The following is a 25,686-nucleotide window of genomic DNA, read 5'->3' as shown; positions in this document are numbered from 1 at the left end:
GATATGGATGCTCCAGTGTCGTTTCGATTGCGTGTTTCGCAATCGCGATCCGTGCCTCACCGTTGGGGCAGGTGAGGCGCAGCGCTCAGTTGCGCAGGCCGAACTGAACCTCAGCTGCCGGCGGCGCACGCACAATTGCCGGCTCGGCGGTGTTGGCCAGCGACTTGATGAGCATCAGCACGGATTGGCGGACGCTCGGATCGTTGATTTTCATGAAGGCCTTGTTGAGGCTCAGGCCCTCCTTGGATGTCAGGAAGTCGGAGAGATCTTCCAGGCCGCTGATGGCGCCGAGGCCGTCCGTCGCCAGTGGTTGCGTGTTGTCTTGCTGGAAGAAGAAGGCGACTGGCACGGCCAGCACGCTCGCAATCGCCTGCAGCCGGCTGGCGCCGATGCGATTGGTGCCTTTCTCGTATTTTTGTACCTGCTGAAACGTGACGCCGATCTGATCGGCAAGCCGTTCCTGGCTCATGCCGAGCATAAGTCGGCGCATTCGCACGCGTGAACCGACATAGGCGTCAATCGGATTTGGTACTTTTGCACTCACTGTATAATCTCCTCATTTGAACGGGGACCCAGCGGACGCACCTTGCAGATGCCCGGGGAAGGCAAGGAACATGCCCCAGTCTGCCCGCTCAGTGTGTATTAAATGGTAGCGAAATTCAACTAAAAGTCCTTAGTGGCGAAGGATTGTCCGTTATCGACCGTTTGAGTAGCGGTAGGAAAGAAGCGTGGCATCAATGTGGATTGAAGACGGAAGACGATCTGCAATTGTAGACGGGGCATAGCGGGTTATCCTTGGTCGGCACGCTCGTGCGCGCCGCATAGTTGCCGGTACCGCACTGGCCGTTGTCCGCCACGTAGCGGTCGTAAAGGATGACATTGCCGCTTCTCGAGGGATAGCGCAGCAATACCGCCCGCTCTCTCGAAACGATCTGCTGCACGGATGAACAGCTCTGGCGAAGTGAATCATAGCGGGAAATAGCCTGAGCAGAGCCGACGGAGGCGACCGTCGACAGAATGAGCGCTGCGGCTATTGCTTTCATAGTTCGTCCTTTTCGTGGCGATGGCTATTTTACATAGGCGCCAAGAGCGTTTTGCCAAGGGTATGACGTATGACGAGTTTTCGTTGGAATTCTGGCAGGGCGGCGGCAAAATAAAATCGGGAGTATCGTCTTGCGGGATTTCTCACTGAAAGCTGACTGAAAGGTTGCCCGCGCTAGGCTTGCCCAGCTTCGTGGAGGAAGCGCATGCCGTGCGATTACACTATGACGCAGGCATCTAACAGGAGGAGATACCCATGCGTTCATCGCGCACGCTTTTTCATACCGTAGCCCTTTCCCTCGTCATATCAGCCGCCTCGCTCAGTGCGACAGTGGCGCATGCCGCCGACAAGATTTCCATCATGGTGGGTGGCTACGAAAAGCAGATCTATCTGCCGGCCAAGCTCGCCGAATCCCTCGGCTACTTCAAGGATGAAGGCCTCGAGGTCGAGCTTCTGAACGAATCCGCCGGCGTCGATGCTGAAAACCAGCTGCTGGCCGGTGCGGTCCAGGGCGTCGTCGGCTTCTACGATCACTGTGTCGACCTGCAGGCCAAGGGCAAGTTCATCAAGTCCGTCGTGCAGTTCAGCCAGGCGCCCGGTGAAGTCGAGCTGGTCTCGACCAAGCATCCGGAACTCAAGTCCTTCGCCGACCTGAAGGGCAAGAGCCTCGGCGTGACCGGCCTCGGCTCGTCCACCAACTTCTTGACGCTCTACATGGCGTCCAAGGCAGGCCTTTCGGCCTCTGACGTCTCCACGGTTCCGGTCGGTGCCGGCCAGACCTTCATCGCCGCCATGCAGCAGGACGCCATTCAGGCCGGGATGACCACCGAGCCGACGATCTCGCGCATGCTGAAGACGGGCGAAGCCAAGATCCTCGTCGACCTGCGTACGCTCAAGGGCACGGAAGAGGCTCTCGGCGGCACCTATCCGGCAGCCTCGCTCTACATGGACGCGGCCTGGGTCGATGCCCATAAGGAAGAGGTGCAGAAGCTCGCCAACGCCTTCGTCAAGACGCTGCGCTTCATCAACACCCATTCCGCCGCCGAGATTGCCGACAAGATGCCGAAGGATTTCTACGTCGGCGACAAGGACGGCTACATCAAGGCTCTCGACGCCGGCAAGGAAATGTTCACGCCGGATGGCGTGATGCCGGAAGACGGTCCGAAGACGGTTCTCGCCGTGCTCTCGCAGTTCTCCAAGAACGTCAAGGGCAAGGCGATCGACCTGTCGAAGACCTACACGACCGAGTTCGTCAAGAACGTCAAGTAAGCAGTCATCGCGTCGCCTCCGGCCGGAACCGGAGGCGGTATCTCACGGGCTTTGCGTGCATGCCCGAAGGCACGCGTGAGGATCAGCACCATGCAACAGGATGGACGCCGGGCACCGGCGATCGAGCTCATCAATGTCAGCCGCCGTTTCGTCTCACCGACCGGCAAGTCGCTGACGGCACTGCGCGATTTCAACATGACCGTCGAGCGCGGCGAATTCGTCGCCGTTGTCGGGCCTACCGGCTGCGGCAAGTCGACGACGCTCAACCTCGTTACCGGCCTTGCCAAGCCCAGCGCCGGCGAAGTTCGCCTGATGGGCGGCCCGGTCGAAGGCATCGATCCGCGCGTCGGCTTCGTCTTTCAGACGGATGCGCTCTTCCCCTGGAAGAACGTCATCGATAACGTCATGTCCGGCCCGCTGTTTCGCGGCAAGTCGAAGGCGGAAGCGGAAAAGACCGCCAAGGACTGGCTTGCCCGTGTCGGCCTGACGAAGTTCCTGCATCACTATCCGCACCAGCTCTCCGGCGGCATGCGCAAGCGCGTCTCGCTGGCGCAGACCTTCATCAACGAGCCGGAAATCCTGCTGATGGACGAGCCGTTCTCGGCGCTCGACGTGCAGACCCGCACGGTGATGCACGAAGAGCTCCTCAAGCTCTGGGCCGAGCGGCAGGCTTCGGTGGTGTTCGTGACGCACGACCTCGAAGAGGCGGTGGCGCTGGCCGACAAGGTCTATGTGCTGACGGCGGGTCCCGCGACAGTGAAGTCGGTCTATAAGATCGACCTGCCGCGTCCGCGTGTCGTTTCGGAGATCCGCTACGAGCAGACCTTCATCGATTATTGCAAGACGATCTGGGACGACCTTCGCGAAGAGGTCGAGACCAGCTATCGCCGCGCGGCTCAAGCGGCATAAGGGGAGGATTGATCATGGCAAATACAGCCCTTGAGACAGGCAATGCGCCGATCTTCCGCGCCGGCACCTCGGACGTGGAAATCGAAGCTGCGGCACTGAAGGCGATCACGCGGCGCAAATACGTCGTTCTCTTCTGGCAGGTGGCGATCCTGGTTGCGATCCTCGGCGTCTGGCAGCTTGCCTCGGACCTGCACTGGATCGACCCGTTCTTCTATTCCAGCCCGACCGCCATCGGCTACAGGCTCTATGAATGGGTCACGGAAGGCACCGAAAACGGTTCGCTCTGGTATCATCTCGGCGTCACCATGGAAGAAGCATTGATCGGCTTCGTCATCGGTTCGGTGACCGGCGTTCTCGTCGGTGTCGCGCTTGGCCGCAACAAGCTGGCCTCCGATATCCTGTCGATTTACATCAAGGCAATCAACTCGATCCCGCGTGTCGTGCTGGCGCCGATCTTCGTGATGATCATGGGCCTCGGTCTGCCCTCCAAGGTGGCTCTGGCCTTCATCATGGTGTTCTTCGTCGTGTTCGCCAACGCCTTCCAGGGCGTGCGCGAGGCCGATCGCAACATGATCGCCAATGCCCGCATCCTCGGCGCTTCGAACTGGCAGGTGACGCGCAACGTCATCCTGCCATCGGCGATGAGCTGGATCTTTGCGAGCCTGCACGTCTCCTTCTCGTTCGCCATCATCGGCGCGATCGTCGGCGAGTTCGTCGGTTCGCTGGCCGGTATCGGCTACCTGATCTCGATCGCCAAGGGTACCTACGATGCCGCCGGCCTCTATGCCGCGATCATCCTGGTGATGGTGGTGACGCTCGGGGCGGAATATGTGATGACGCTGGTCGAAAATCGCATCACCCGCTGGCGTCCGCAGCAGAGCATGGACATGCATTAAGCCAGCTGGACAATCCAGCACCTCCCAAGGCAAAGGCCGGGCGTTTCGCCCGGCCTTTTGTGTTTCAGGGAACCGTGGCGGCCCTCGGTAAGGGTGATTTTCTTTGGGAGAGAATCAGCTTACCTTTCGTTTCAGGCAAGGCCCATGCCTCCCCCCTCCGATCGGGAAAGTATCATTCATGCGGGGCTGACCAACCATCGAACCGACTGTTCGAGCGCCAAGCATAAGGAGGGATTGCGATCGCAGCTCGCAATAGGAGGTTTTTCATATGAGGCTTTCCGCCCCACTGTATCGACTGAAACGCAAGGCGCGGCTGTTGTCACGCCAGGAGAATATCCCGTTGCATGAGGCCCTCGACCGGATTGCCGTCGAGGAGGGATTTAATAGTTGGAGCCTGCTCGCAGCCCGTGCGGATGAAACCACACCCGCCGGCGAGATATTTTCCCGACTGAAGCTCGGCGACCTGGTGCTTCTCGGCGCACGTCCGCGCCACGGCAAGACCTTGATGAGCCTCAGGCTCGCCATCGAAGCGATGAGATCCGGCAATCGCGGTATCTTCTTCACGCTGGAATATACCGAAAGGGATATTCAGGACCGTTTTGAGGCGATCGGCGAGACGTTCGAGCATTTCAGGAATTTGTTCGAATTCGACACCTCCGACGCGATCAGTGCCGATTATATCATGGAGCGGCTGGCGTCAGCGCCCAGGGGAACTCTGGTGGTCGTCGACTATCTGCAGATACTCGATCAGAACCGGCAGAAACCGGAGTTGATGGTTCAGGTCCAGGCGTTGAAGGCCTTTGCGCGTGAGAAGGGGCTGGTTATCGTCTTCATCTCGCAGATCGACCGGTCCTATGAAGCATCAGTGAAAGCCTATCCCGATCTGGGGGATGTCCGCTTGCCGAATCCGCTGGATCTGGCTCTCTTCGACAAGACGTTCTTCCTGAACAAGGGCGAAGTCCAGCTTCAAGCGGCTGGATAGCGATCTCTCCGGTTGCCGGTGGTTTGGAACCAATCAGACCGCCGGCAGCCTTACGGTCACCAGAAAGCCGCCCTCGGCCGCGTCGCCAAGCGTGACTGTGCCGCCGGCGCCGTCCACCACCTCGCGGACGATCGCAAGTCCGAGGCCGCTGCCCTCCGGTTCCGTGCCGATGATGCGATAGAAGCGCTCGAACACCTGGGCGCGCTCGGCCTCCGGAATGCCGGGGCCATTGTCTTCCACCGTCAACACGGCGTCGTCGCCATCGCGGGCGACGCCGACCGTGACCCGGCCGTTCGCCGGGGTGTAGCGCAGCGCATTGTCGACGAGATTGACCAGCATTTCGCGCAGCATCATGCCATCACCTTCGACATGGATCGGTGCGCTGTCGGCTTCCAGTCCGAGATCGATATTGTGCCGCAGCGCTTCCTCGGCGAGGTTTTCCAACACGCGCCGGGCAGTGGCGGTCAGCTCGATCGTATCGCTGCGCGGCCTGCGGCTGCCCGGTTCGGCCCGCGACAAAGTGAGAAGCTGACTTGCCAGCCGGGTCACCTGCTTGGTGCTGGAGCGCAGCGCCTGCAAGGCCTCGTCGCGCTTGGCATTGTCGCTCTCGCGCGCCGCAACGCTTGCCTGCGTCGAGATCAGCGCCAGCGGTGTGCGCAGCTGATGGGCGGCGTTCGAGACGAAGCGGCGTTGCGCCGCCATCTGGTTCTGGACCCGCTCCATATGATCGTTGAGGGCGTGGACCAGCGGCCGTAGCTCGCTCTGCACCATGTCTGGTTCCAGCGGGTCCAGCCGCTCGCGACCGCGTTCGCGCACGGCGTCGCGCAGCCGCAGCACCGGCGCCAGACCCCGTTGCAGGCCGATGATCGTCACCAGACCGGCGATCAGCACCAGCACGAGCTGCTTGGTGAAATCCGATAGCCACAGCTTGCGGCGCATGGCGTACTGGCTGTGATGGGTGACGGCGACGGTGACCGAGATTGTGCTGTCCTCACCGAGCCCGACGATCGGGTGATTCAAAAGCATCAGCCGTACATCGTCGGTGCGAAACACCGTGTCTTCGCCGGTCTGCTGCCTTTTCGGTTGCGGCAGGTCGGGATAGCCGGCGATGAGGTTCCCCCAGGCGGTGATCACCTGGTAAAAGACGCGATCGCCGTTGCCTGTATCGAACATTTCGAGGGCCGCGGGCGGAATGTCGAGCTGGACGGTACCGCTGGGGTCGACATGCACGGCCTCGGCGATGACGCGGGCCGAGGCGAGCAGGGTGTGGTCGATCACGAGATCGGCGGTGGCATTGGCCGACCGGTAGCTGAGATAGAGATTGACGCAGATCGCTCCGATCAGTGTCAGCACCACCCAGGCGAACAGTTGCGCCCGCAGGCTGGCGGTCAGCCCCGCTATGGCGCGGCCGAGGCGTCTTTCCTGCGGGAGGCTTTCGTCACTGCGCATGGCGAAGGAGATAACCGAGGCCGCGCAGCGTGGCGATCTGCACGGCGCTGCCTTCAAGCTTCTTGCGAACCCGGTGCACGTAGATTTCGATGGCGCTGGTATCGGCGAGATCGTCGAAGCCGAAGACACTTTCCGATAGCGCGGTCTTGGTCACCGTCGTGCCGACCTTCATGACCAGATGTTCGAGCACGGCATGTTCGCGCGGCGTCAGCGCCAGGGTTTCGCCGCCGAGAGAGAATTGCCTTGTGCCGCAGTCGAACACCAGGTCGCCGACGGCGATTTCAGGTGCGGCGCGATCATGACCGCGGCGGACGGCGGCGCGGATGCGGGCTTCCAGTTCGGCGATTTCGAAGGGTTTGGCGAGGTAATCGTCGGCGCCGCTGTCGAGCCCGGTGATGCGCCCGTCCAGGCTGGCATTGGCCGTGAGGATGATGACCGGCACCTTGTTGCCGGCCTGGCGCAACCGTTTCAAGAGCGTCAGTCCGTCGATTTTCGGCAGGGACAGATCAAGGATGACGACCGCGTAGGCCGCGACTTTCAGCATATGCTCGGCGTCCTCGCCGTCATGGGCGATATCGACGGCATATTGCGCCTGACGCAGCGCCTTGCCGAGCCAGGACGCCAGTTCGCGGTTGTCTTCGACGATCAGGAGCCTCATCCAGCGAGTATACAGCAAGTGTCGGATTCTGCGAGTGTTTTCAGTTGTTTTAAGTCTATTCTGCCCCGTGCAATTGAGTAGAACAAAACTCAACGGTGATATTATGTTTGACAAATTAGCCCGACTCGCGGCTTTTTTTACAAGTTTACTGGGGGAGATCGCTATATTGAATTTTCAGCAAGGATCTGCTCTGGAAATATTCCAGATGCTTTTTGAATCGCTTCGCTCCATGGACATCTCAAGTTCGGAGATCGGTTGCGAAATTTGTACACCAAATTTCTCTCTTTATTATGTCATTCGAAGCCGTTCATGAAAAAGCGTTATCTATATTCTGATGAAGCAGGATGCATGACATTCAATCGGAATCCGAATGTCAGCAAATATTTTATTATATGTACTGTTAGCACTTCAAATCTTGATGCAGGGCATGCGCTACATGATTTGAGACACGACCTTGTAAATGAGAAGATAGAACTTGGTGATTATTTCCACGCCACTACTGACAAACAGGTAGTGCGAGATCGCGTTTACGCTTCAATATTGAAGCATGAATGGGAGATTCAAGCGACAGTTTGCGAGAAGGCAAAGGCGCAGCCCCAAGTCACAGTGTCGAAGGCCAGATTTTACAAAGTCCCTTGGTTCTTCCATCTAAAGCATGGTCTTGCGCCACATGTCCCTGCCAACTCGCATTTAATTGTTACAGCGGCATCAATTGGCACCAGAAAAGAACGTAATATGTATCTGACTGGGCTAAATGATGTGGCGAAGCAGAATATCACGGGTTCCACTTGGTGTGTTGATTTCAGGCCAGCTATGGCGGATTGCTGGCTGCAAATTGCTGATTATTGCGCTTGGGCGATTCAGCGAAAATGGGAAATCGGCGATACCAGATCATACGATTTGATAAAGTCGCGTATAACCTATGAATATGATATTTGGCAGCGCGGAACAACGCTCCACTACTGAAAAAAGGTAGCCCGCCTAACCGGCTCGTCTTGGCTATCTCAGAGGAGGCCCAGGGGCCGCTTCACCAAGCAAAGGCTACTGGGAAACTGTACGTCACCCAATGAAAAGAGTCAATAGAATCATGTTGTTGTATGCGAATCGACGACTCAACATATTGGTTTCTATGGCTTCTTTTTAGTCGCTTCCTCACCCGCCAATGGCGAGATGGGCTTCACCGCCTGCCCAGCCTCAATCCCATCTCTCTCACCTCCCGCAGATATACCTTGCGCGCATAGGGCGGCGTCAGATTGTGGTCGGCGCCGGGGATGATGGTGAGGCGGATGTCGGGGAAATTCCTGAGTGCTGAGGCGTCCTCGCCGAAGTGCTCGTGGAAATGATCGAGGCCGATATCATGGGCGCTGTAGATCAGCGATATGTCGACCCGACGCTTGGCGAGCGTGCGGAAACCACCCATGACGATTTCGTGCTCGCCGGCGAAGAAGGGAAGGACGCCGAGCAGGGGGCGGCCGAGCCGGACGGCGCGCCGTGCCAAGGCCGTGACGATGTTGCGCGCGGCACTTTTGGCGTCGATCTGGCCGCCATAGAGCCGCTTCAGTGTCTCCAGCTGCAGGAATTTCTGGCCGTAGGTCTCAAGCGAGCGCGGCACGAAGCGCAGGGCTTCGTCGACCGATTGGGTTTCATCCCAGAAGAAGGCGTAGGGGTTGACGGTGATCAGGCCGTGGCATCTGTCGTCGCTGATTGCGGTCTGGAAGGCGAGATAGCCGCCGCTGCAACGGCCGACGGTAAAGGCCGGCAGCAGCTTTCTGGCTTCCAGCAGGTCGAGCGCGGAGCGGACATCCCGATGCTGGTCGCGGGAATAGAGCACCTGTTCCGGAGCATCGGGCAAAGGCGGGCTGTCGGCGACATTGGCGGTGTCGAAGCGCAGCGAGGCGATGCCGTCGCGGGCAAGCGCCCGCGCCATGGCGACCGATGTCCGGCCCCAGCCGGCATGCCGATCATAGGCCGTGGTTAGGAGCAGTGCGGTTGCGCCCGTCCGCTCGCCCATGGGTTCGCAGAGAATGCCGAAGAGGCGGTCACCCTCGCCGAAGCGGAGCGGCGTCTCGCGGAAACCGTCGCTTTCAAGCCCATCGGCGCGCGGCGCGTGGAGAATCTTGCGTGATGTCGCGACCGGCTTCGTCGCGATCGACTGCACCCAATCCAGAATTCTGCGGCCGGCGTCGAGTGGCATGGCGGCGATGGTCGGGTTCGACACCAGCTCGTCATAGCCGTCATAGGCGGCTTGTTCGACGCGCGGACCGAGAGTTTCGAGATGGGCGGCGAAGTCGGCATCGCCCGGCCGGCCGGGTCGGGTCAGGACAAGACAGTCCGGCGTGCTGACATGGTCGAGCGCCATCAGGTTGAGTGTTTTGACCCTGGCGGCAATGGCGTCCGGCATGCGCAGGCTGGCGACGGTGACGCCCTCGGTCTGGCGCTGTGTCTCGTCGAGCCCCATGCTTTCGTCGATCATCTTCGACCAGATGGTCAATTCGCGCAGATAGGCGCGTCCGGAAATCGTCGGCGCGAGCAGGGCGATGCCGTCGACAGTGGCAAGCCGTTCTGCAATATCAAGGGCGATGGTGCTTCCGAGCCCCTGGCTCACTAGGATAAGCCGCTCGCAACCCGACAGCGACCGCAGCGTAGCGGCGGCGGCGATTGCGGTATCCTCCCAGAGTGCCAATCCTTGCCCCTGATCGGCAACGTCGAGCGCGTCACCCGTTCCGGCATAGTCGAAGCGCAGGCTGGCGATACCGGCTTTGGCAAAATCCTCGGCGAGAATGCGCCAGAATTTGCGGGTGCACATTTCCTCGAAGCCCCAGGGGCTGAGGAACAGGACGGCGGTGCGGCTTGGCGGCGCGGCCGCGGGCACGAACAGGCCGACGGTGCCGGCGAAGGTTACCGGTACGGCGGCGGCCGTGATCTCTTTGACTGTATCCACGTATTCGGCGGCTCCCCAACCAGCCATGATCGTCTCCTCACATTCGGCGCGGCGCGAGCAGCGCCAGTGCGTGAACGGCAATCGGATGGGCGCGCCGTGGCAGGCGCGCGGCGATCTGCTGCATAACGGCGATATCTTCCGGTGGCACGGCATTCAGAAGCCGCAGTGCCAACCCGTAGACCAGCGCGCCGGCGATGATAGCGCCGGCAAGGCCCGGAATGCCCGGCAGGACATGCAGGAAGCCATAGGCGGCAGCGGCGCAAAGCATGGCGGCGGCGGTGACCTTGGCGAGGCTGACGAACATGCCGCGCATCGAGCCCTCGAATTCCATGAGACGCACCATCAGCAGGCACATGGCGGTGAAGGCCAAAAGCCGCACCAGGGCGGCACCCTCGCCGCCATAGAGCGGCACGGCGATCAGGCAGCCGACGACCATGATGACACTGGCGACGCCGCCGATGATCGTGCGTTCGCGCGTGCGGTCGATGGAATAGAGATATTGCGTGCAGATCTGCATGAAGACGTAAGGTGCTGCGGTCAGCGACAAGAGCGCCACCATGCCGCCGCTCGGGCCGAATGGCTTGCCGAAGATGGTCACCACCAGCTCGGGCGCGATCGCCGCGAGGCCGAAGCTCATCGGCAAGGTGATATAGGCAATACTGCGGGCTACGCCCTCGAAGACGCGGACCGGCAGCTTTCCGGATGGCTGCGCGTGCATCTGTTCGGAATAATAGGGCAACAGGCTGCCGCTCAGCTGCACCGGGAGCTGGAGCGCGAGATTGGCGAGCGACAGGCCGACGGCATAAAAGCCGACCGCTTCGATACCCCAGTAATGCTGCAGGAAAAGCAGCTCGATGCGGTTGAGGAAGATCGAGCTGTTGATGAGTTCGATCGAGAGAATGAGCGAGGAGCTGACGAGAGCACTAAGGCCGACGCCACAGCTGTTGCGGCGCGCGATGGCGATCTTGAGGGTCGCGAAGAACATCGGCAGCTGGCCGATGGCATAGCCGGCAAGTGCGCCGCTGATACCGAAGAAGATGGCGCCTAGGAGCACGGTGACAAGCTGTAGCGCCGAGCTTGTCAGGGTGATGCGCAGGAACGTACCGAGCTGCTGTTCGCCGATCAGGTAGTTCTTGCTATAGGCGCCGAGCGATTGCAGGACGAAAAACGCGCCGGTGATGGCGATCACGGCGGATGCGTCGCCGGCCCAATGCAACCGCTCCGTATCCCAGTAATAGGCCGTGTAACCGACGAGCAGAATTACGGTTGCGAGGATCGTCGGCTGCAGGAGATAGGCGGCAAAGCCCAGTCGTTCCTCTGTCGAATAACCCCGTCCCTTCAACTGCGGCAGGACACGCAACAGCGTAACGCCGGCGCCGAGTTCGGCGATGAGCGCGCCCGTCGTCGTCAGCCACAGCGAAAAAGCGATGATGCCGTTGGCCTCGGGGCCGAGCAGGCGGGCGGCGACGATCGAACAGGCAAAGCCGGTCGCGAGCAGGGTCAGTCCCGCCGCCGCGTTCAACGCCGAATTCGCCATGATGCTCTTCGTCATGAAGATTACCGTTCTCATAGTCGCAGAAAGTGGCCGAGACTATCCGGCTCTTCATGGAAATAGCCTCTGCTCTATTTCATATGCCTTAATATTTACCGTCTATTCCTAATGTAAATTTTGTTTTTACTTCAGCTAATATTCAATTTTCCTGATATTGGCTGCTTTGCCGCTTGTCTAGAGGAACTTCGTTGTTCAGCCTCATCGTCTGTACGATCGATCGCTTCGACCAGCTGGAACGGTTGTTCCTGTCGCTGAGCAGTCAGCGATATCGGGATTTCGAGGTCGTTGTCGTCGACCAGAATCCGGACGACAGACTATCCCAGCTGGTCGGGCGGTTTTCGCCCCTTTTCACCATCCGGCATATCCGCTCCCTCAAGGGGCTTTCGCGGGCGCGCAACAATGGCATGGCGGCCGCAGGCGGCGACTATGTCTGCTTTCCCGATGATGACTGCTGGTACGAGCCGGATACGCTGGAGATGGCCGAACGGCTATTCGTTGCGCATCCGGAGCTTACCATCGTCACCGGTCGCACGCTTGACGCTGGCGGCCTGGCCTCCGTCAGCCCGACGGGCGAGGTCCCGCTCGCGGTGACGCGCTGGAATTATCTGAAGTGCGGCAATTCCAACGGTATCTTCGTCCGCCGTGCGGCGTTGGCCGATATCGGCGGCTTCGACGAAAACCTCGGTGTCGGCTCGGATACGCCGTTCCAGAGCGGCGAGGAGGCGGATTTTCTGCTGCGTGCGCTGGCGGCGGGCAAGCGGCTGAGGTTCTTTCCGGAGTTGATCGTCCACCACGATCAGGTCACCGACGAATATGGTCCGCGCCAGGTCGAGCGGGCGCGCAAATATGGGCGCGGTTTCGGGGCGCTGATGCGCAAGCAGCGTTTTCCGCTCGTCTATGTCGGCTATCGCCTCTTGCGGCCCGTCGGCGGCTGGCTGGCCGCGCTCGTCCGGTTCAACGCGGATGCTGCGCGTTACAAGCGCGCCTGGCTCATGGGCATTCTCGAGGGCTATGCCACCTGGCCGCGCTGGCGCAACGGCTGATGTCGTTCGCCCTTCGGGGTCATCGCCTCGGCATAGGCATCGATATAACGTTCGGCCACCTCGTCCCACGCATAGGCGCGGGCGTCGCGGATCAGCTCCTCGCGTAAGTCGAGGCCATCCGTCTCAAGGCGCTCGAAAGCGGTGGTCAGTGTATCGGCAGCCGCTTGCGGATCCGAGAAGTCGGAGAGCATCAGCGTCGGATGGGTCTTGGCCAGCGCGACATAGGCGTCGTTGGTGTGTAGCACCGGCAGCAGGCCGGCGCTCATCGCCTCGATCGCCACCAGGCCGAAGCCTTCATATTCCGAGGCGGATGCGAAAAGCGAGGCGCGGGCGATGATGTTGCGGATGGCGCCGTTGTCGATCGATACATGCAGTGAGACATGGTGGCCGAGATCACGGTCGGCGATTTCCTTTTCCAGCGTCGGCTGGTCGAGATCGGAGACTGCGCCGATGATGTCGAGGTGCCAGTCCGGATCGCGGTCGGCCAGCACCCTCATGACGTCGAGCATGCGGTCGAGCCGCTTGTTGACCGAGAAGCGGCCGATGGTGACGATGCGGCGGCGGGCTTCAAGTGCCGCGCAATTGGCGAATTTGGCGACATCGGCGCCGTTCTCGATCAGGCGGACACGACGTCCCGCAATGCTGGAAAACAGCCGTTCGTCCGACTGGCTGCAACAGATCAGCTCGGCATAGGCAAGCGCCGAGAGCCGTGTCGCGGTGTTGAACCAGAGCTTCTTGATGGCTGCGAATTTCGTCGTGTGGAAGAAGCCGCCATGGGTGGTGGCGACCATCGGGCGGCCATGCAACAGCTTGCCCCAGGCGAGCGCGTCAAAGAAGAAATCGACGGCATGGACATGGACGAGATCGGCGTCGGCGATATGCTTGAACACCTTTGGTGCCACCGGGTAGCGGCTGGAGCCGGACCAGGGGATGCGGACGATCTCGATACCGTCGATGATTTCGCTCGGTGCCAGCTCACGGGCCGGATCGGAAAACAGGCTGTTGCAGGTCACGACGCGAACGCGGTAGCCGCGGCTGATCAACTGCCGGCAGAGATTGGCAACCACATCTTCCAATCCGCCCTTGTTGGGCAGGAACTGGCGCACGACATGCACGATCAGCGGCCCGCCCGGCTTCTGTGCCTGAATATCCGAAATTGCCGATGTCATCGATCCCGCCCTCGATCCTTGGGCCGCGCACCACCGCGGCGATCAGGCGCACGAAAGCGCCATCCGTTGATCAGCGGACAAGGCTGCTCAGCGGACGGTTAAAAAGAGCTTAACTACAGGCGAAAAGCCAAGCGGTTTCGGGCAAGAGGGTTAATATCGGGGGGGGCTGCGGGTGTTGATCCAGCCGTCTTCTCAAAACGCCCTGAATGTCAGCGTCGTCAGCGAGCGGACGATGCCGGGGATATTGGCGATGTTGTCGTTGATGAACTTGCCGATCTCCTGCTCGTCCTTGATGTAGACCTTCAGCAGCAGGTCGTAGTCGCCGCTGGTGGAATAGAGCTCCGAGACCAGCTCCGTCTGGTAGATGGCGTCGGCGACCTCGTAGGTCTTGCCGGGGGCGCATTGGAGCTGAACGAAAATGGGCTTCATGAGGCTTATCCTGCTTCTGTTCGCGGCCGCGATTATAGCCGACGCTTTGCTCTATAATGGTCGAAAGCGTCATGGCCATGCAAGTTTTTCTCTGTCCACCGGATGTCGTTCTTATGATTTCCCTAGTCGGGCGGGAGCGTCAGCCGGCAGGTTCGTCGTCGCGTGCGGCGAAGCAAGTCATTGTTGCATTGCGATAGGAAAGATCAGGGCGTAGGAATATCTTGCTCTCCTCATTCATTCCAAGGTCTCTCATCATGCATCTGTCGCTCGCCGAAGCCGAAACGCTGGTTGTGGAGGCGTTGATGCGAAATCGGGTCAGCCCGGAGAATGCCCGCACGGTCGCCATCGCGATTGTTGCGGCGGAAGCCGCCGGGCAGGGTGGTCATGGCCTGCGCCGCGTGCCGGCCTATGCTTCACAGGCGAAGGCCGGCAAGACTGATGGTTTCGCCAAGCCGCAACTGACGCGGCCTTATCCTGCTGTACTGCGCATCGATGCCGGCAACGGCTATGCCTATCCAGCGCTCGATCTCGCGGTTGCCGAGCTTTCTGCCGTTGCCCGCGAACAGGGGATCGCGCTTGCCGCCATCAGCCGCTCGCATCATGCCGGCGTGATGGGGCTGACGGTGGAGCGCTTTGCCGATCAGGGGCTGGTGGCGCTGATGGTTGCCAATGCACCGGCCTCGATGGCGCCCTGGGGCGGCAAGACGCCGGTCTTCGGTACCAACCCCATCGCCTTTGCCGCGCCTTTGCCGGATGCCGATCCCATCGTCATCGATCTCGCGCTATCGAGGGTGGCGCGCGGCAAGGTGATGGCCGCGCGGCAGAAGGGTGCGCCGATCCCGGACGACTGGGCCTTCGACCGCAACGGCAAGCCGACCACCGATGCGGAGGAGGCGCTGGCCGGCACGATGATCCCCGCCGGTGAGGCGAAGGGCGCGGCGCTGGCGTTGATGGTGGAGATCCTGTCGGCCGGCCTGACCGGCGCCAATTACGCATTCGAAGCGTCGTCGCTGTTCGACGACCAAGGCCCGCCGCCGGCGCTTGGCCACACGATCATCGCCATCAATCCGGCCGCGATGAGCGCCGCCGGCACCGCGAACCGGCTGGCATTGCTGGCAGGCGAGATTACCAGCGATCCCAATGTTCGCCTGCCCGGCCGACGTGGCCAGACGGCGCGACGCGAAGCGATGCTGAACGGGATTTCCGTCGAGGACGATGTGATAGCGATGATTAAGGGGCTTTGAAGCGCTCGACGGCGGTCGTCAGGACAAGACAATACCGGAACGCTTGAGACGCTCCGGTATCGGAAAGAATTGGATACTCACCTGGCATTTACTTGGCGGTTGCTGCCTGCTCGATGAGGGCGGCAACGACGTCCGGCTTGGAAACGTAGACGGCGTGGCTGCCAGCCGTTTCCACGACAGTCGATCCGGCGCGCTTGGCCATCATGCGTTGTGCCGGCGGCGGGATCATGTGGTCGTCGGTTGCGACCAGATAGTAGCTCGGCTTGCTCTTCCAGGCGGGATCAGTCACTGCGCCGGCCAAGGCCTCCACACCCCACGGAACCTGCGAGTCGGCCATGAATGAGGCGGTTGCGGCATCGACATCGGCGGCGAAAGCGGCTGCAAATTTGGCCTTGTCGAGGAACAGGTAGCCGTCAACCGGCGGCAGGATCGGCGGTACGGGTGCGCCGGCGGGTGGGTTGGCGATCAGCGACGATACGGACTCACCTTTGTCGGCTGCGAATGCGGCGATGTAGACGACGGCCTTCACCTTCTCGTCGGTGCCGGCTTCGCTGACGACGACGCCGCCGTAGGAATGACCGACCAGGACCACGGGGCCATCCTGCTGGGCAATGGTCCGCTTGGTGACGGCCACGTCATCGGCAAGCGAGGTGGTGGGGTTCTGGACGATGCTGACATTGTAACCGTCCTTCTTCAAAATATCGTAGACGCCTTTCCAGCCGGAGCCATCGGCAAAGGCGCCATGGACAAGGACGACGTTCTTGGCACCAGCCGGTGCAGCGTGGACGGGATTGAGGGCGGTTGCGGCCATGGCGAGCGTGGCGGCGACGATCAGGGTGTTGGTCATGTGCTTGTCTCCTTGGTTGTTAATAGCGATAATTATTATCGCGATAATCATTTTAGTACGCCGCGTTTCGGGCCTTGTAAAGCGATTTGTTTATCGCGATATCATTTTTTGTGGCAATGATTATGAACTAAGCCGAATCTAGGAGATGACGATGACCGATGCCCCGACACTACCGCTCGACAGCCAACTCTGTTTCTCTATCTACGCAACGTCGATCGCCATCCATCGCGTCTACAAGCCGATGCTCGATGAGCTCGGGGTTACCTATACGCAATATCTGGTGCTGAGCACGCTTTGGGAGACCGACGGCCTGACCATCTCGGCCATTGCCGATCGGCTGGCCCTGGAGCCAAGCACGATCACGCCTGCGGTCAAGCGGCTGGAAAGCGCCGGGTTTGTAACACGCCAGCGCAGTGCTACGGATGAAAGACAGGTTCAGGTGTATTTGACCCCGAAAGGAGCCGAGCTTCACGCAAAGACAGGTTGCCTCACGGAAACGCTGCTCCGCCGCTCCGGTTTCACAGTGCCGGAGATGATCGATCTCAATCACAAGGTCCAGATGCTACGGGACGGGATGACCAAGGCGGAGCTTTAACTGCGCCGTCAAGCGATCGCGGGCTTTGCCTGTTTTTCGTCCAGCCAGCCGCCGGTGAAGCCGGCGCGGTCGAGGCCGCGGCGCAGGATCGGCGATTGGCGCATCAGGTTCCAGATCATGCCCGTACGTTCGTTCTCGATCATCATCACGAGCAGGCCCTGGTCGATGGCGACCGAGCGGTCGTCGACCCAGCCTTCCGGGCCAGATCCCTTGACGCTCGGATTGAAGCCGCCGGGGAAGCGGCCGTCCAGGAGCAGGTTCGGATAGGTTGATAGGAGCGCCTTGGTGCCGTCGAGCGCCGCCTGGCGGTCGAAGGGCAGGCAGGAGAGCGGTCCCCAGGGCGCGATCGTGCCGTCATCGGGACCGAGCGGCGCACCGCGCGCGGCATAGCCCAGAACTTTCGGGCTGTAGCGCCGGCTATGCTTGGTGCCGGTCGGGTTCGGTCCGTCGCAGGCCGACAGGCCCCAAATGTCCTTGGCATAGCCGACGAAGTGACCGGGATTGCGGTCGGTGTAATCGCGCTGGACGGCGATCGCCGTCTGCGTGTTGCGGAAATAGTCGATTTCCTTCTCGGCAACATGCCGGTCGCTGATCCCGCGAAAATCGATCCAAGCATGCGAGAACAGATGGATGAACAGCGGCCCGGCATAGAGAAACGGCGTGTCCTTGAACATCATCCACGTATAGGTCGAGGCGAAGGCGTCGTAGCTGGACGAGGGGATGGGATGCGTGGGTGACGCCAGCGCCAGCACATAAAGGAAGATCGCCTCGTCATAACCCTGGTAGCGCCAGCGCAGGAAACCGCTGCTCGGCTTCCAGCCCATGCTGATTGTCTGGCCCTTGTTCAGCGCCCAGTGCCAGTCGCAACGTTCATAGAGGAATGTCGCCTGGGCGCGAATATCCTTCTCGGCCTGGCTGGAACCGTTGAAATAGGCGGCGGCTGTCAGGACGCCGAGCAGCAACAGGCCGGTGTCGATGGTCGACAGCTCGCTGTTCCAGGCGCGGTTGCCGGTCTCCATGTAGAGGAAGTGATAGTAGAAGCCGCGATGGCCGGTGGCCCCGCGCTCGTCACCCTGCTGGCTATCGGCAAAGAAATTGAGCGCGGTCAGCACCCGCTTTGCCGCATCCGCGCGGCTGATCCAGCCACGCTCGACGGCAACCGGATAGCTCGACAGCGCAAAGCCGACGGCGGCAATGCTGCAGTGGCTGGTCTTGATCGAAGTATCCGCCACCAGCCCGTTTTCCGGGTTGGTGTGCAGCATGAAATAGTCGAAGGCCGACCGTTGCAGTCGGTCGATCAGCGCATCGTCGGTGTCGTTTGTCTGTTGCAGCATCTCTATCCATCTCCTCGGCGCTCCCGTTTTCTGCTGAGCACAGGAGCTTGGACAGTTGCAAATCAAAGATGATTAATGCTGCCACGCTTTTGTGGAAGATTGTTTAAGATTGTGGCTTCTTTGCCGATTTACGAGCCTCCCCTTCCGAGAGGCTCCATCAGTCGTTCCCTCAATCTTCCCAGTGCTCGTCCGAAAATCGTATCATCCCCCAGGGCTCTTGCCAGCATCAGCGCGCCCTGAATGCCGACAACGGCCTCCTCGGCAAGCTCCTGTGCTTCCGCCGCCCCGACGCCGGCCCTCATCAAGGCGCCGGCGAGCGCCTCGATCCAGCGTTTGAAATAGCTCTGGATGGCGCCCGCGAAACGGTCGCGTGTTTCGTCGAGCGCGAAAGCGCCGATGAGGCAGATGCGGCGGCCGGAGCGGAAATAGGTGTTGGTGGTCTCCCACATCAGGGCAATGGCGGCGTGAGGTTCATCCTCCTCGAGCGGCCTGAACATTTGCATAACGAACCAGGCATCGATATTGGCCATGATTTCTGCCGCCATCTCTTCCTTGCCGCCCGGAAAAAAGTGGTAGAGGCTGCCTTTCGACAGTCCGGTGCGGGCGGTGATGCTGCTCATCGACGCGCCCTCATAGCCGAACTCTCGAAAGACCTCGGCGACCAGGGCTATGGCGTCCGATTTTTCAAAGACAGTGCGTGCCATGATCCGTCTCAGAGGCCGAGATCGGACAGGCCGGGATGATCGTCGGGACGGCGGCCGAGCGGCCAGTGGAATTTCCGGTCCTCTTCCTTGATCGGCATGTCGTTGATCGAAGCGAAGCGGCGCTGCATCAGGCCGTCGGCGTCGAACTCCCAATTCTCATTGCCATAGGAGCGAAACCAGTGGCCGCTGTCGTCGTGCCATTCATAAGCAAAACGCACGGCGATCCGGTTGCCGTCGAAGGCCCATAATTCCTTGATCAGCCGATAGTCGATTTCTCGCGCCCATTTGCGGGTGAGGAATTCGACGATCTCCTTGCGGCCGCGCGGAAACTCGGCGCGGTTCCGCCATTGGCTGTCTTCGGTATAGACCTTCGAGACGCGCTCCGGATCGCGGCTGTTCCAGCCATCCTCGGCCATGCGGACCTTGGCGATGGCGGTTTCGCGGGTAAATGGCGGTATGAGTGGAGTGGCCATGGTCTGCTCCTTTTTACTGATCAGTTTATAATAAACCGATCAGTCTATTTCGAGCAAGGCCGTCTTTACGCTTTTCGGCGTGGGCTATCGCGCGAACTTCTTCGCGCCCACCACACAGGCGACGACGCCAAGGGTTACCGCAAACATGGTCCAGCTGACGCTTTCCTTCAGCAGCGTGGCGGCGAGTGCCAGGCCGAAGAACGGCTGGAGGAGCTGCAATTGTCCGACGGCGGCGATGCCGCCCTGTGCCAGCCCGCGATACCAGAAGATGAAACCGATCAGCATGCTGAAGAGCGAGACGTAGATCAGGCCGATCCAGGCCGGCTCGCCGATATTGTCGATGGTCTGCGGCATGGTGAAGAGAGAAAGCGCGATCATGGCCGGCAGCGAAAGCACCAGCGCCCAGCAAATCACCTGCCAGCCGCCCAGCCGGCGCGACAGCACCGCGCCTTCGGCATAGCCGAGACCGCAGACCAGGATTGCCGCAAGCATCAGCAGGTCGCCGACCGGTGAGGCGGAGATGCCCTGCGCGAGTGCATAGCCGCAGACGATGGCGCTGCCAATCACCGAAAATATCCAGAAGGCCAGCCGTGGCCGCTCGCCGCCGCGCAAGACGCCGAAGATGGCGGTTGCCAGCGGCAGCAATCCGATGAAGACGATCGAGTGGGCCGAGGTGACATGCTTGAGCGCCAAGGCTGTCAGCAACGGAAAGCCGACGACGCAGCCGATTGCGACGATGATCAGGGGAACGATGTCGCTCCGAACGGGCCGCTTTTCCCGAAAGGCGAACAGCAGGAAGAGCGCCAGTATCCCGGCGATTGCGGCGCGGGCGACCGTCAGGAAGACGGGATCGAAATCCATCACCGCCACCCGGGTTGCCGGCAGCGAGGCGCTGAAGATCAGTACGCCCGTCAGTCCATAGATCCAGCCACTCGTCGTCTTGTCCATGTTCATGCTCCTGGTTTGTCGTCCGCGATATCGGCGAAGTTGGCTGGCTATTCCAGAGACGGTGCAGTACAATTCATATGAACTGTTATGGTATGAGGTGTGGTACGGATGAACGGCTTAATTGCGGCAAACGGGAGCGGCGTCACGCGCATCGAGGGCGTGATGGCGGCGATTTCGGAGCGGATCGCCGCGCGCAGCCTCCCGCCCGGTGCCCGGCTGCCTTCTGTGCGCAGCTTCGCCAAGACCATGCAGGTGTCGGTTTCCACCGTAGTCGAGGCCTATGAGCGGCTGGCGGCCGAGGGCGTGATCCGCTCGCGGCCCGGTTCCGGCTTCTATGTCTGCGGGCCGCTTGCGCCGCTTTCCCTGTCCGAGATCGGCCCCCGGCTTGACCGGGATGTCGATCCGCTCTGGATTTCGCGACAATCGCTGGAGGTGGGCGAGGATGTGCTGAAGCCCGGCTGCGGCTGGCTTCCGCCTTCCTGGATGCCGCAGACAGCGCTGCGCCGCGCGATGCGCGGCCTGGCGCGCACGGAAGGCGGAGTTCTCACCGACTACGGAACGCAGCTCGGTTTGCCACCCTTGCGGCAGCTTCTGGCACGGCGCATGGCCGAACACGGCATTGCCGCGTCGCCCGATCAGATCATGCTGACGGAGTCCGGCACGCAGGCGATCGATCTCATCTGCCGCTTCCTGCTCGAGCCCGGCGATACCGTGCTGGTCGATGATCCCTGCTATTTCAATTTCCATGCCCTGCTGCGCGCCCACCGGGCCAATGTCGTCGGCGTGCCCTTCACGCCGACAGGGCCGGATATCGCGCTGTTCGGCGAGGTGCTCGAAAAGCACAGGCCACGCCTCTACATCACCAATTCCGCCGTTCACAATCCGACGGGCGCGATCTTGTCGCCGGTGACGGCGCATCGCCTGCTGAAGCTGGCGGATGCTTCCGACCTGATCATCGTCGAGGACGATATCTTCGCCGATTTCGAGCAAACGCCGGGGCCGCGGCTTGCCGCCTATGACGGGCTCGACCGGGTGATCCACATCGGCAGCTTCTCCAAGACCCTGTCGGCCTCGGTGCGCTGCGGCTTCATCGCCGCGCGGCCGGACTGGATCGATGGCCTGGTCGACCTGAAGGTGGCCACCAGTTTCAGCAGCGGCCAGCTTTCGGCGGAACTTTTGTTTTCGGCATTGAAGGATGGCAGTTACCGCAAGCATATGGAGGCGCTCCGGACCCGGCTTGCCAAGACGATGGGTGAGACTGCCGCGCGCCTGGAGGCGATCGGCATTACCCCCTGGCTGAAGCCGCAGGCGGGCATGTTCCTCTGGTGCCGGCTGCCGGAGGGGATCGAAGCGGCCGATATCGCCCGCGCCTGCCTTGCCGAGGGCGTCATCCTCGCCCCCGGCAATGCCTTCAGCCTGATGGACACGGCCGGCAGCTTCCTGCGTTTCAACGTCGCGCAATCCACCGACCCAAGGATTTTCGATGTGCTGGCGGCGGCGATGCGGACGTTGCGTCGGCGCGCTTAGCTTATTTGGCAAACAGGCTGTTGATGTCGGCAAAGGCCTTCAATTCGACGGCGTTGCCACTTGGATCCTTGAAGAACATGGTCGCCTGTTCGCCGGGTTCACCCCGGAAACGGATATAGGGCTTGATGACGAATTCGATATTCGCCTTGGTCAGCCTCTCCGCCGCTGCTTCCCACTCTTCCATCGACAGAACCACGCCGAAATGGCGGACCGGAACGCCATGACCGTCGACGGCGTTTGCAGCGACTTCGCCGGTCTCCTGAGGGGCCAGGTGGGCGACGACCTGATGACCATAAAAGTTGAAATCGATCCAGTCGGGAGAGCTTCGGCCCTCCGAGCAGCCGAGAAGGCCGCCATAGAAGGTACGCGCGGCCGCGAGGTCGTTGACGGGGAAGGCAAGATGGAAGGGGTGAAGGGGCGTTGCGGTCATCGTTCATCTCCATAGCGGTGAAATTCAATGCCGCGATCTATAAGAGATGCTATTTCTTATGAAAAACGATATATAATGAGCCTGAGAAACAGGAAAAATTATCAATCGTGATTCCGGAACTCAAAACGCTGGTGGCGGTTGCCCGCTTCGGAACCTTTGCCGCCGCCGGCGATCGGATCGGGCTGACGCAGGCGGCGGTCAGCGGCCAGATGAAGCGGCTGGAAGAAAATCTCGGCGTCCAGCTGTTCGAGAGAACAGGCCGCTCGGCAACGTTGAATGCTGCCGGGCTGAGAACGCTTGAGCGGGCGAAGGACATCATCGCGAAATTCGAGGCGATCGCCGATCCTGCGGATGAGGATAGCGGCGGGCGCCTCAACATTGGCGCCATCGCCTCCGTCCAGTCCACGGTTCTTGCCCGCGCACTTGTGCCGTTTCGCAATCGATTTCCGAAACATCATATCCATATCGTGCCGGGGATTTCCCTTCACTTGCTCGATCTGCTCGATGCGGGCGAATTGGACCTTGCCGTCATCATCAAACCCTCTTTCGGCATACCGAAGGATTTTGCGTGGCAGCCTTTGATGCGCGAGCCCTATGTGCTGGCGGTCCCCAGCCATGTTGAGGGTAACGACTGGCTGGCCCTGCTGCAGGAGCAATCGTTCATTCGCTATGAGCGCAGCTCGTTCGGCGGCAGGCAGGTCGATCGGTTCCTGCGGTCCTTGTCGGTCACTGCCAGGGAATCGGTGGAGATCGATGACATATCCGCGATGGTGGCCTTGGTTGGACAGGGACTTGGTGTGGCACTGTTGCCGATGACCGAGGGGAATTTGCCTCTTCCGCCGTCGGTCCGCGTGGTGTCGCTGGCCGACAGGACCTTTTACCGGGAGATCGGCATATTGAAGCCGCAGGCGGATCGGCCGGTGAGCGCGCATCTCGGCGATTGTTTGACCGCAGCCGTGTCCTGACGCTTTTCACATAGAGCTATTTTCAAGCTGCTCCCTGCGTTTCGGCATCGGGGAGACGACCGATTGCGGGTTTCGTTCGATTCGTCATATCCAGCGCTCACGCCACCGAATTGACAATATATCATTTAGTCATCTATATGACTGTATGACCTCTTTAGATGACAGACTTCCCCGCTATCAACGCCTGCGCGACGACCTCGCCGCGAGGATCAATCGTCAGGAATGGCGACCTGGCGAATCGATTCCGTCCGAGGCGGAGCTCTCGGCGACCTACGGCGTTGCCGTCGGCACCGTCCGCAAGGCGATCGACCAACTCGTGGCCGATGGCGTCGTCGAGCGCCACCAGGGACGCGGCACCTATGTGCGGCGTGCCCGCTTCAATTCCTCGCTCTTCCGCTTTTTCCGTTTCCAGACGGAGAGTGGAGAGCGTCGCGTGCCCGAGAGCCGCATTCTTCGGCGCGAAAGCATCGCAGCGCCCTCGGCCGTCGCCTCGGCGCTGCGCCTGCGCGAGGGAGATCCGGTCATTTCCCTCTCGCGTCTTCGCCTCATCGGCGGCGTTCCGCTGCTGGCCGAGGAAATCTGGCTGGAGAGGTCGCGCTTCGAAGCGCTGCTGACGATCGATACGTCCGAATTCGGCGATCTTCTCTATCCGCTTTATGAGGAACGTTGCGAGCAGGTGGTCGTATCGGCGGAGGAAACGCTGACCGTCGAGATCGCACCGCCGCTTCAGGCGCGCCTGCTGGGGCTGGAGCCGGGATCGCCTCTGGTCGTCATCGAGCGCGTTGCCTTCGATCTGGAGCGGCGACCCATTGAATGGCGGCGTTCACGCGGTCCAGCCGACCGCTTCCGCTATCACGTCGACATACGCTGATCCGTAACTTTTAGGAAATGAACTGGCGCGCTGGGATAAGGCGCGGGGAGGAGAATGATGTCTAATTGGTACAAGGAGTGCTCGCCGGTGGAACGCAAGACGTTCTGGGCGAGTTTCGGGGGATGGGGGCTCGACGCGCTCGATGTTCAGATGTTCAGTCTGGCGATCCCGGCGTTGATCATCGCTTTCGACATCACGAAGGCCGATGCCGGTCTCCTCAGTTCGATTACACTGTTTTTCGGTGCCATCGGCGGCTGGTTCGGTGGCGCGCTCGGCGACCGTTTCGGCCGGGTCAAGGCATTGCAGATTACGGTCGCGACCTTCGCGCTTGCCACTTTCGCCTGCGCCTTCGTCACCACCTATAACCAGCTTCTGGTGCTGAAGGCGATCCAGGGTCTCGGATTCGGTGCGGAGTGGGCCTGCGGTGCCGTGCTGATGGCCGAAATCATCCGGCCGGAAAATCGCGGCAGGGCGCTTGCCGCGGTCCAGAGCGCGTGGGCGGTTGGTTGGGGTGTGGCTGTTCTGCTGTCCGCCATCGTCTTCACCTTTGTCGAGCATGACATCGCATGGCGCCTGCTCTTCGCGCTGGGGCTGCTCCCGGCGCTTTTGATCATCTTCATTCGCCGTGGCATCCCGGAGCCGCGGCGAGCAACGGCGAAAGCCGACCAGCCGCCGTTCTGGCAGACGGTTGCGGGTATCTTCCGTCCGGAAGTGCTGCGTTTCACCCTGATTGGCGCACTTTTCGGTACAGGAGCACATGGGGGCTATGCGGCGTTGACGACGTTCCTGCCGACCTATCTCCGCGAGGTTCGCCAGCTCTCGGTGCTTGGCTCCAGCGCCTATCTCGCCGTGATCATCGTTGCCTTCTTCTGCGGCTGCATTGTCAGCGGAATGCTCAGCGACCGGCTTGGCCGGCGCATGAATGTGACCATTTTCGCGGGTGCCTGCGTGGCGACGGTTCTGATCTACATCTTCGCGCCGCTGTCGAACTGGCAGATGTTGTTTCTGGGTTTTCCGCTCGGTTTCTTCTCGGCCGGTATTCCAGCGAGCATGGCCGCACTTTTCAGTGAGCTTTACCCCGCCGGTGTTCGCGGAACCGGGGTGGGCTTCTGCTATAATTTCGGCCGGATTGTCTCCGCCGGCTTCCCACTGCTCGTCGGGTACCTGAGCGACAGGATCGGGCTCGGTCCTGCCATCGGCATCGATGCGGCCTTCGCCTATTCCCTGGTGCTGGTCGCCGTGTTCATGCTGCCGGAAACGCGCGGCAAGGTATTCGAACAGCCCTCTTCTTCGGCGCAATCATAGGCTTGCAACCGAATGTCGCGAGATGCCATCATGATTGAAAGCTCAGTCATCGCCGCCGTGGCTTGCTTCTCGATGGCCCCGGATCCATGGTCTCCATGGGTCCG

At 60.9% G+C, this 25,686-nt stretch carries 26 protein-coding genes; 12 read left to right on the top strand and 14 right to left on the bottom strand.

The features are described from left to right. Positions 1-85 precede the first annotated feature (85 nt). The gene (locus tag AC1RO0_RS20735) at positions 86-544 is read right to left on the bottom strand and encodes a helix-turn-helix domain-containing protein (RefSeq protein WP_498594676.1); all 459 of its coding nucleotides are present in this window, start codon (positions 542-544) and stop codon (positions 86-88) included. 190 nt (positions 545-734) lie between these two features. Beyond that, a complete protein-coding gene (locus AC1RO0_RS20730) occupies positions 735-1,043 on the bottom strand; it encodes a hypothetical protein (RefSeq protein ID WP_498594675.1) in 309 nt (102 codons plus the stop codon). A 254-nt stretch (positions 1,044-1,297) separates the two neighbouring features. Here AC1RO0_RS20730 and AC1RO0_RS20725 point away from each other — a divergent pair, with 254 nt between their 5' ends. The 4 genes from AC1RO0_RS20725 (at position 1,298) to AC1RO0_RS20710 (ending at position 5,098) form a co-directional block, all read left to right on the top strand. Continuing rightward, positions 1,298-2,311, top strand: coding sequence for an ABC transporter substrate-binding protein (locus tag AC1RO0_RS20725; RefSeq protein ID WP_498594674.1), 1,014 nt, complete (start codon positions 1,298-1,300; stop codon positions 2,309-2,311). A 90-nt stretch (positions 2,312-2,401) separates the two neighbouring features. Then, positions 2,402-3,220 carry an ABC transporter ATP-binding protein gene (locus AC1RO0_RS20720; RefSeq protein ID WP_498594673.1) on the top strand — a complete coding sequence of 273 codons (819 nt, stop codon included), beginning with the start codon at positions 2,402-2,404 and terminating at the stop codon, positions 3,218-3,220. Positions 3,221-3,234: 14 nt separating this feature from the next. Next, positions 3,235-4,116, top strand: a complete 882-nt coding sequence (locus tag AC1RO0_RS20715; protein WP_498594672.1) for an ABC transporter permease — start codon at positions 3,235-3,237, stop codon at positions 4,114-4,116. A 268-nt stretch (positions 4,117-4,384) separates the two neighbouring features. After that, positions 4,385-5,098: a DNA helicase gene (locus AC1RO0_RS20710; RefSeq protein ID WP_498594671.1), complete on the top strand. Its 714-nt coding sequence runs from the start codon at positions 4,385-4,387 to the stop codon at positions 5,096-5,098. Between the two features lie 33 nt (positions 5,099-5,131). Here the strand turns inward: AC1RO0_RS20710 and AC1RO0_RS20705 are convergent, their stop codons facing one another. Together AC1RO0_RS20705 and AC1RO0_RS20700 are read right to left on the bottom strand one after the other, a co-directional pair. After that, on the bottom strand, positions 5,132-6,547 hold the full coding sequence (locus AC1RO0_RS20705; RefSeq protein WP_498594670.1) for a sensor histidine kinase: 1,416 nt from the start codon (positions 6,545-6,547) through the stop codon (positions 5,132-5,134). Next, positions 6,537-7,205 carry a response regulator gene (locus tag AC1RO0_RS20700; RefSeq protein ID WP_498594730.1) on the bottom strand — a complete coding sequence of 223 codons (669 nt, stop codon included), beginning with the start codon at positions 7,203-7,205 and terminating at the stop codon, positions 6,537-6,539. Before AC1RO0_RS20700 ends, AC1RO0_RS20705 begins: the two co-directional genes overlap by 11 nt. A gap of 309 nt (positions 7,206-7,514) precedes the next feature. On the opposite strand from AC1RO0_RS20700, the gene AC1RO0_RS20695 reads away from it, so the two are divergent. Then, complete coding sequence (locus tag AC1RO0_RS20695) at positions 7,515-8,171, top strand: DUF3800 domain-containing protein (RefSeq protein WP_498594669.1); 657 nt, start codon at positions 7,515-7,517, stop codon at positions 8,169-8,171. Positions 8,172-8,382: 211 nt separating this feature from the next. Here the strand turns inward: AC1RO0_RS20695 and AC1RO0_RS20690 are convergent, their stop codons facing one another. Together AC1RO0_RS20690 and AC1RO0_RS20685 are read right to left on the bottom strand one after the other, a co-directional pair. Further along, complete coding sequence (locus tag AC1RO0_RS20690) at positions 8,383-10,173, bottom strand: alpha/beta hydrolase (RefSeq protein WP_498594668.1); 1,791 nt, start codon at positions 10,171-10,173, stop codon at positions 8,383-8,385. A gap of 10 nt (positions 10,174-10,183) precedes the next feature. Then, positions 10,184-11,698, bottom strand: coding sequence for a lipopolysaccharide biosynthesis protein (locus AC1RO0_RS20685; protein WP_498594667.1), 1,515 nt, complete (start codon positions 11,696-11,698; stop codon positions 10,184-10,186). 188 nt (positions 11,699-11,886) lie between these two features. Between AC1RO0_RS20685 and AC1RO0_RS20680 the strand changes: the two genes are divergently transcribed. Further along, positions 11,887-12,741 (top strand): glycosyltransferase family 2 protein, encoded by an 855-nt coding sequence (locus AC1RO0_RS20680; protein WP_498594666.1) that lies wholly within the window; start codon positions 11,887-11,889, stop codon positions 12,739-12,741. Here AC1RO0_RS20680 and AC1RO0_RS20675 read toward each other — a convergent pair. Next, positions 12,708-13,910 carry a glycosyltransferase family 4 protein gene (locus AC1RO0_RS20675; protein ID WP_498594665.1) on the bottom strand — a complete coding sequence of 401 codons (1,203 nt, stop codon included), beginning with the start codon at positions 13,908-13,910 and terminating at the stop codon, positions 12,708-12,710. The genes AC1RO0_RS20680 and AC1RO0_RS20675 overlap by 34 nt on opposite strands. Positions 13,911-14,102: 192 nt before the next feature. Next, entirely contained in the window at positions 14,103-14,339 is a 237-nt protein-coding gene (locus tag AC1RO0_RS20670) for an Lrp/AsnC ligand binding domain-containing protein (protein ID WP_039974084.1), read from the bottom strand. Between the two features lie 254 nt (positions 14,340-14,593). Here AC1RO0_RS20670 and AC1RO0_RS20665 point away from each other — a divergent pair, with 254 nt between their 5' ends. After that, complete coding sequence (locus AC1RO0_RS20665) at positions 14,594-15,583, top strand: Ldh family oxidoreductase (protein WP_498594664.1); 990 nt, start codon at positions 14,594-14,596, stop codon at positions 15,581-15,583. A gap of 88 nt (positions 15,584-15,671) precedes the next feature. Here AC1RO0_RS20665 and AC1RO0_RS20660 read toward each other — a convergent pair whose 3' ends face one another. Continuing rightward, on the bottom strand, positions 15,672-16,430 hold the full coding sequence (locus AC1RO0_RS20660; protein WP_498594663.1) for an alpha/beta fold hydrolase: 759 nt from the start codon (positions 16,428-16,430) through the stop codon (positions 15,672-15,674). A gap of 151 nt (positions 16,431-16,581) precedes the next feature. Here AC1RO0_RS20660 and AC1RO0_RS20655 point away from each other — a divergent pair, with 151 nt between their 5' ends. Continuing rightward, a complete protein-coding gene (locus AC1RO0_RS20655) occupies positions 16,582-17,025 on the top strand; it encodes a MarR family winged helix-turn-helix transcriptional regulator (RefSeq protein ID WP_498594662.1) in 444 nt (147 codons plus the stop codon). A gap of 8 nt (positions 17,026-17,033) precedes the next feature. Here the strand turns inward: AC1RO0_RS20655 and AC1RO0_RS20650 are convergent, their stop codons facing one another. The 4 genes from AC1RO0_RS20650 to AC1RO0_RS20635 form a co-directional block, all read right to left on the bottom strand. Further along, positions 17,034-18,359: a glucoamylase family protein gene (locus tag AC1RO0_RS20650; RefSeq protein ID WP_498594661.1), complete on the bottom strand. Its 1,326-nt coding sequence runs from the start codon at positions 18,357-18,359 to the stop codon at positions 17,034-17,036. A 128-nt stretch (positions 18,360-18,487) separates the two neighbouring features. Then, on the bottom strand, positions 18,488-19,063 hold the full coding sequence (locus tag AC1RO0_RS20645) for a TetR/AcrR family transcriptional regulator (RefSeq protein WP_498594660.1): 576 nt from the start codon (positions 19,061-19,063) through the stop codon (positions 18,488-18,490). A gap of 8 nt (positions 19,064-19,071) precedes the next feature. Further along, on the bottom strand, positions 19,072-19,536 hold the full coding sequence (locus AC1RO0_RS20640; RefSeq protein ID WP_498594659.1) for a nuclear transport factor 2 family protein: 465 nt from the start codon (positions 19,534-19,536) through the stop codon (positions 19,072-19,074). Between the two features lie 84 nt (positions 19,537-19,620). Then, the gene (locus AC1RO0_RS20635; RefSeq protein WP_498594658.1) at positions 19,621-20,484 is read right to left on the bottom strand and encodes a DMT family transporter; all 864 of its coding nucleotides are present in this window, start codon (positions 20,482-20,484) and stop codon (positions 19,621-19,623) included. A gap of 108 nt (positions 20,485-20,592) precedes the next feature. On the opposite strand from AC1RO0_RS20635, the gene AC1RO0_RS20630 reads away from it, so the two are divergent. Beyond that, positions 20,593-22,011, top strand: a complete 1,419-nt coding sequence (locus tag AC1RO0_RS20630) for an aminotransferase-like domain-containing protein (RefSeq protein ID WP_498594657.1) — start codon at positions 20,593-20,595, stop codon at positions 22,009-22,011. Between the two features lies 1 nt (position 22,012). Here the strand turns inward: AC1RO0_RS20630 and AC1RO0_RS20625 are convergent, their stop codons facing one another. After that, a complete protein-coding gene (locus tag AC1RO0_RS20625; RefSeq protein ID WP_498594656.1) occupies positions 22,013-22,441 on the bottom strand; it encodes a VOC family protein in 429 nt (142 codons plus the stop codon). Between the two features lie 107 nt (positions 22,442-22,548). Here AC1RO0_RS20625 and AC1RO0_RS20620 point away from each other — a divergent pair, with 107 nt between their 5' ends. The 3 genes from AC1RO0_RS20620 (at position 22,549) to AC1RO0_RS20610 (ending at position 25,582) form a co-directional block, all read left to right on the top strand. Beyond that, the gene (locus AC1RO0_RS20620) at positions 22,549-23,406 is read left to right on the top strand and encodes a LysR family transcriptional regulator (protein ID WP_498594655.1); all 858 of its coding nucleotides are present in this window, start codon (positions 22,549-22,551) and stop codon (positions 23,404-23,406) included. 145 nt (positions 23,407-23,551) lie between these two features. Continuing rightward, on the top strand, positions 23,552-24,277 hold the full coding sequence (locus AC1RO0_RS20615) for a GntR family transcriptional regulator (protein WP_498594654.1): 726 nt from the start codon (positions 23,552-23,554) through the stop codon (positions 24,275-24,277). A gap of 57 nt (positions 24,278-24,334) precedes the next feature. Beyond that, positions 24,335-25,582: an MFS transporter gene (locus AC1RO0_RS20610; protein WP_498594653.1), complete on the top strand. Its 1,248-nt coding sequence runs from the start codon at positions 24,335-24,337 to the stop codon at positions 25,580-25,582. The last annotated feature ends 104 nt before the right edge of the window (positions 25,583-25,686 follow it).

It is taken from the genome of Rhizobium sp. GW821-FHT14E12 (assembly GCF_058803745.1).
The sequence above is the reverse complement of the archived record's forward strand: the minus strand, read 5'-3'. Positions and strand labels throughout refer to the sequence as shown.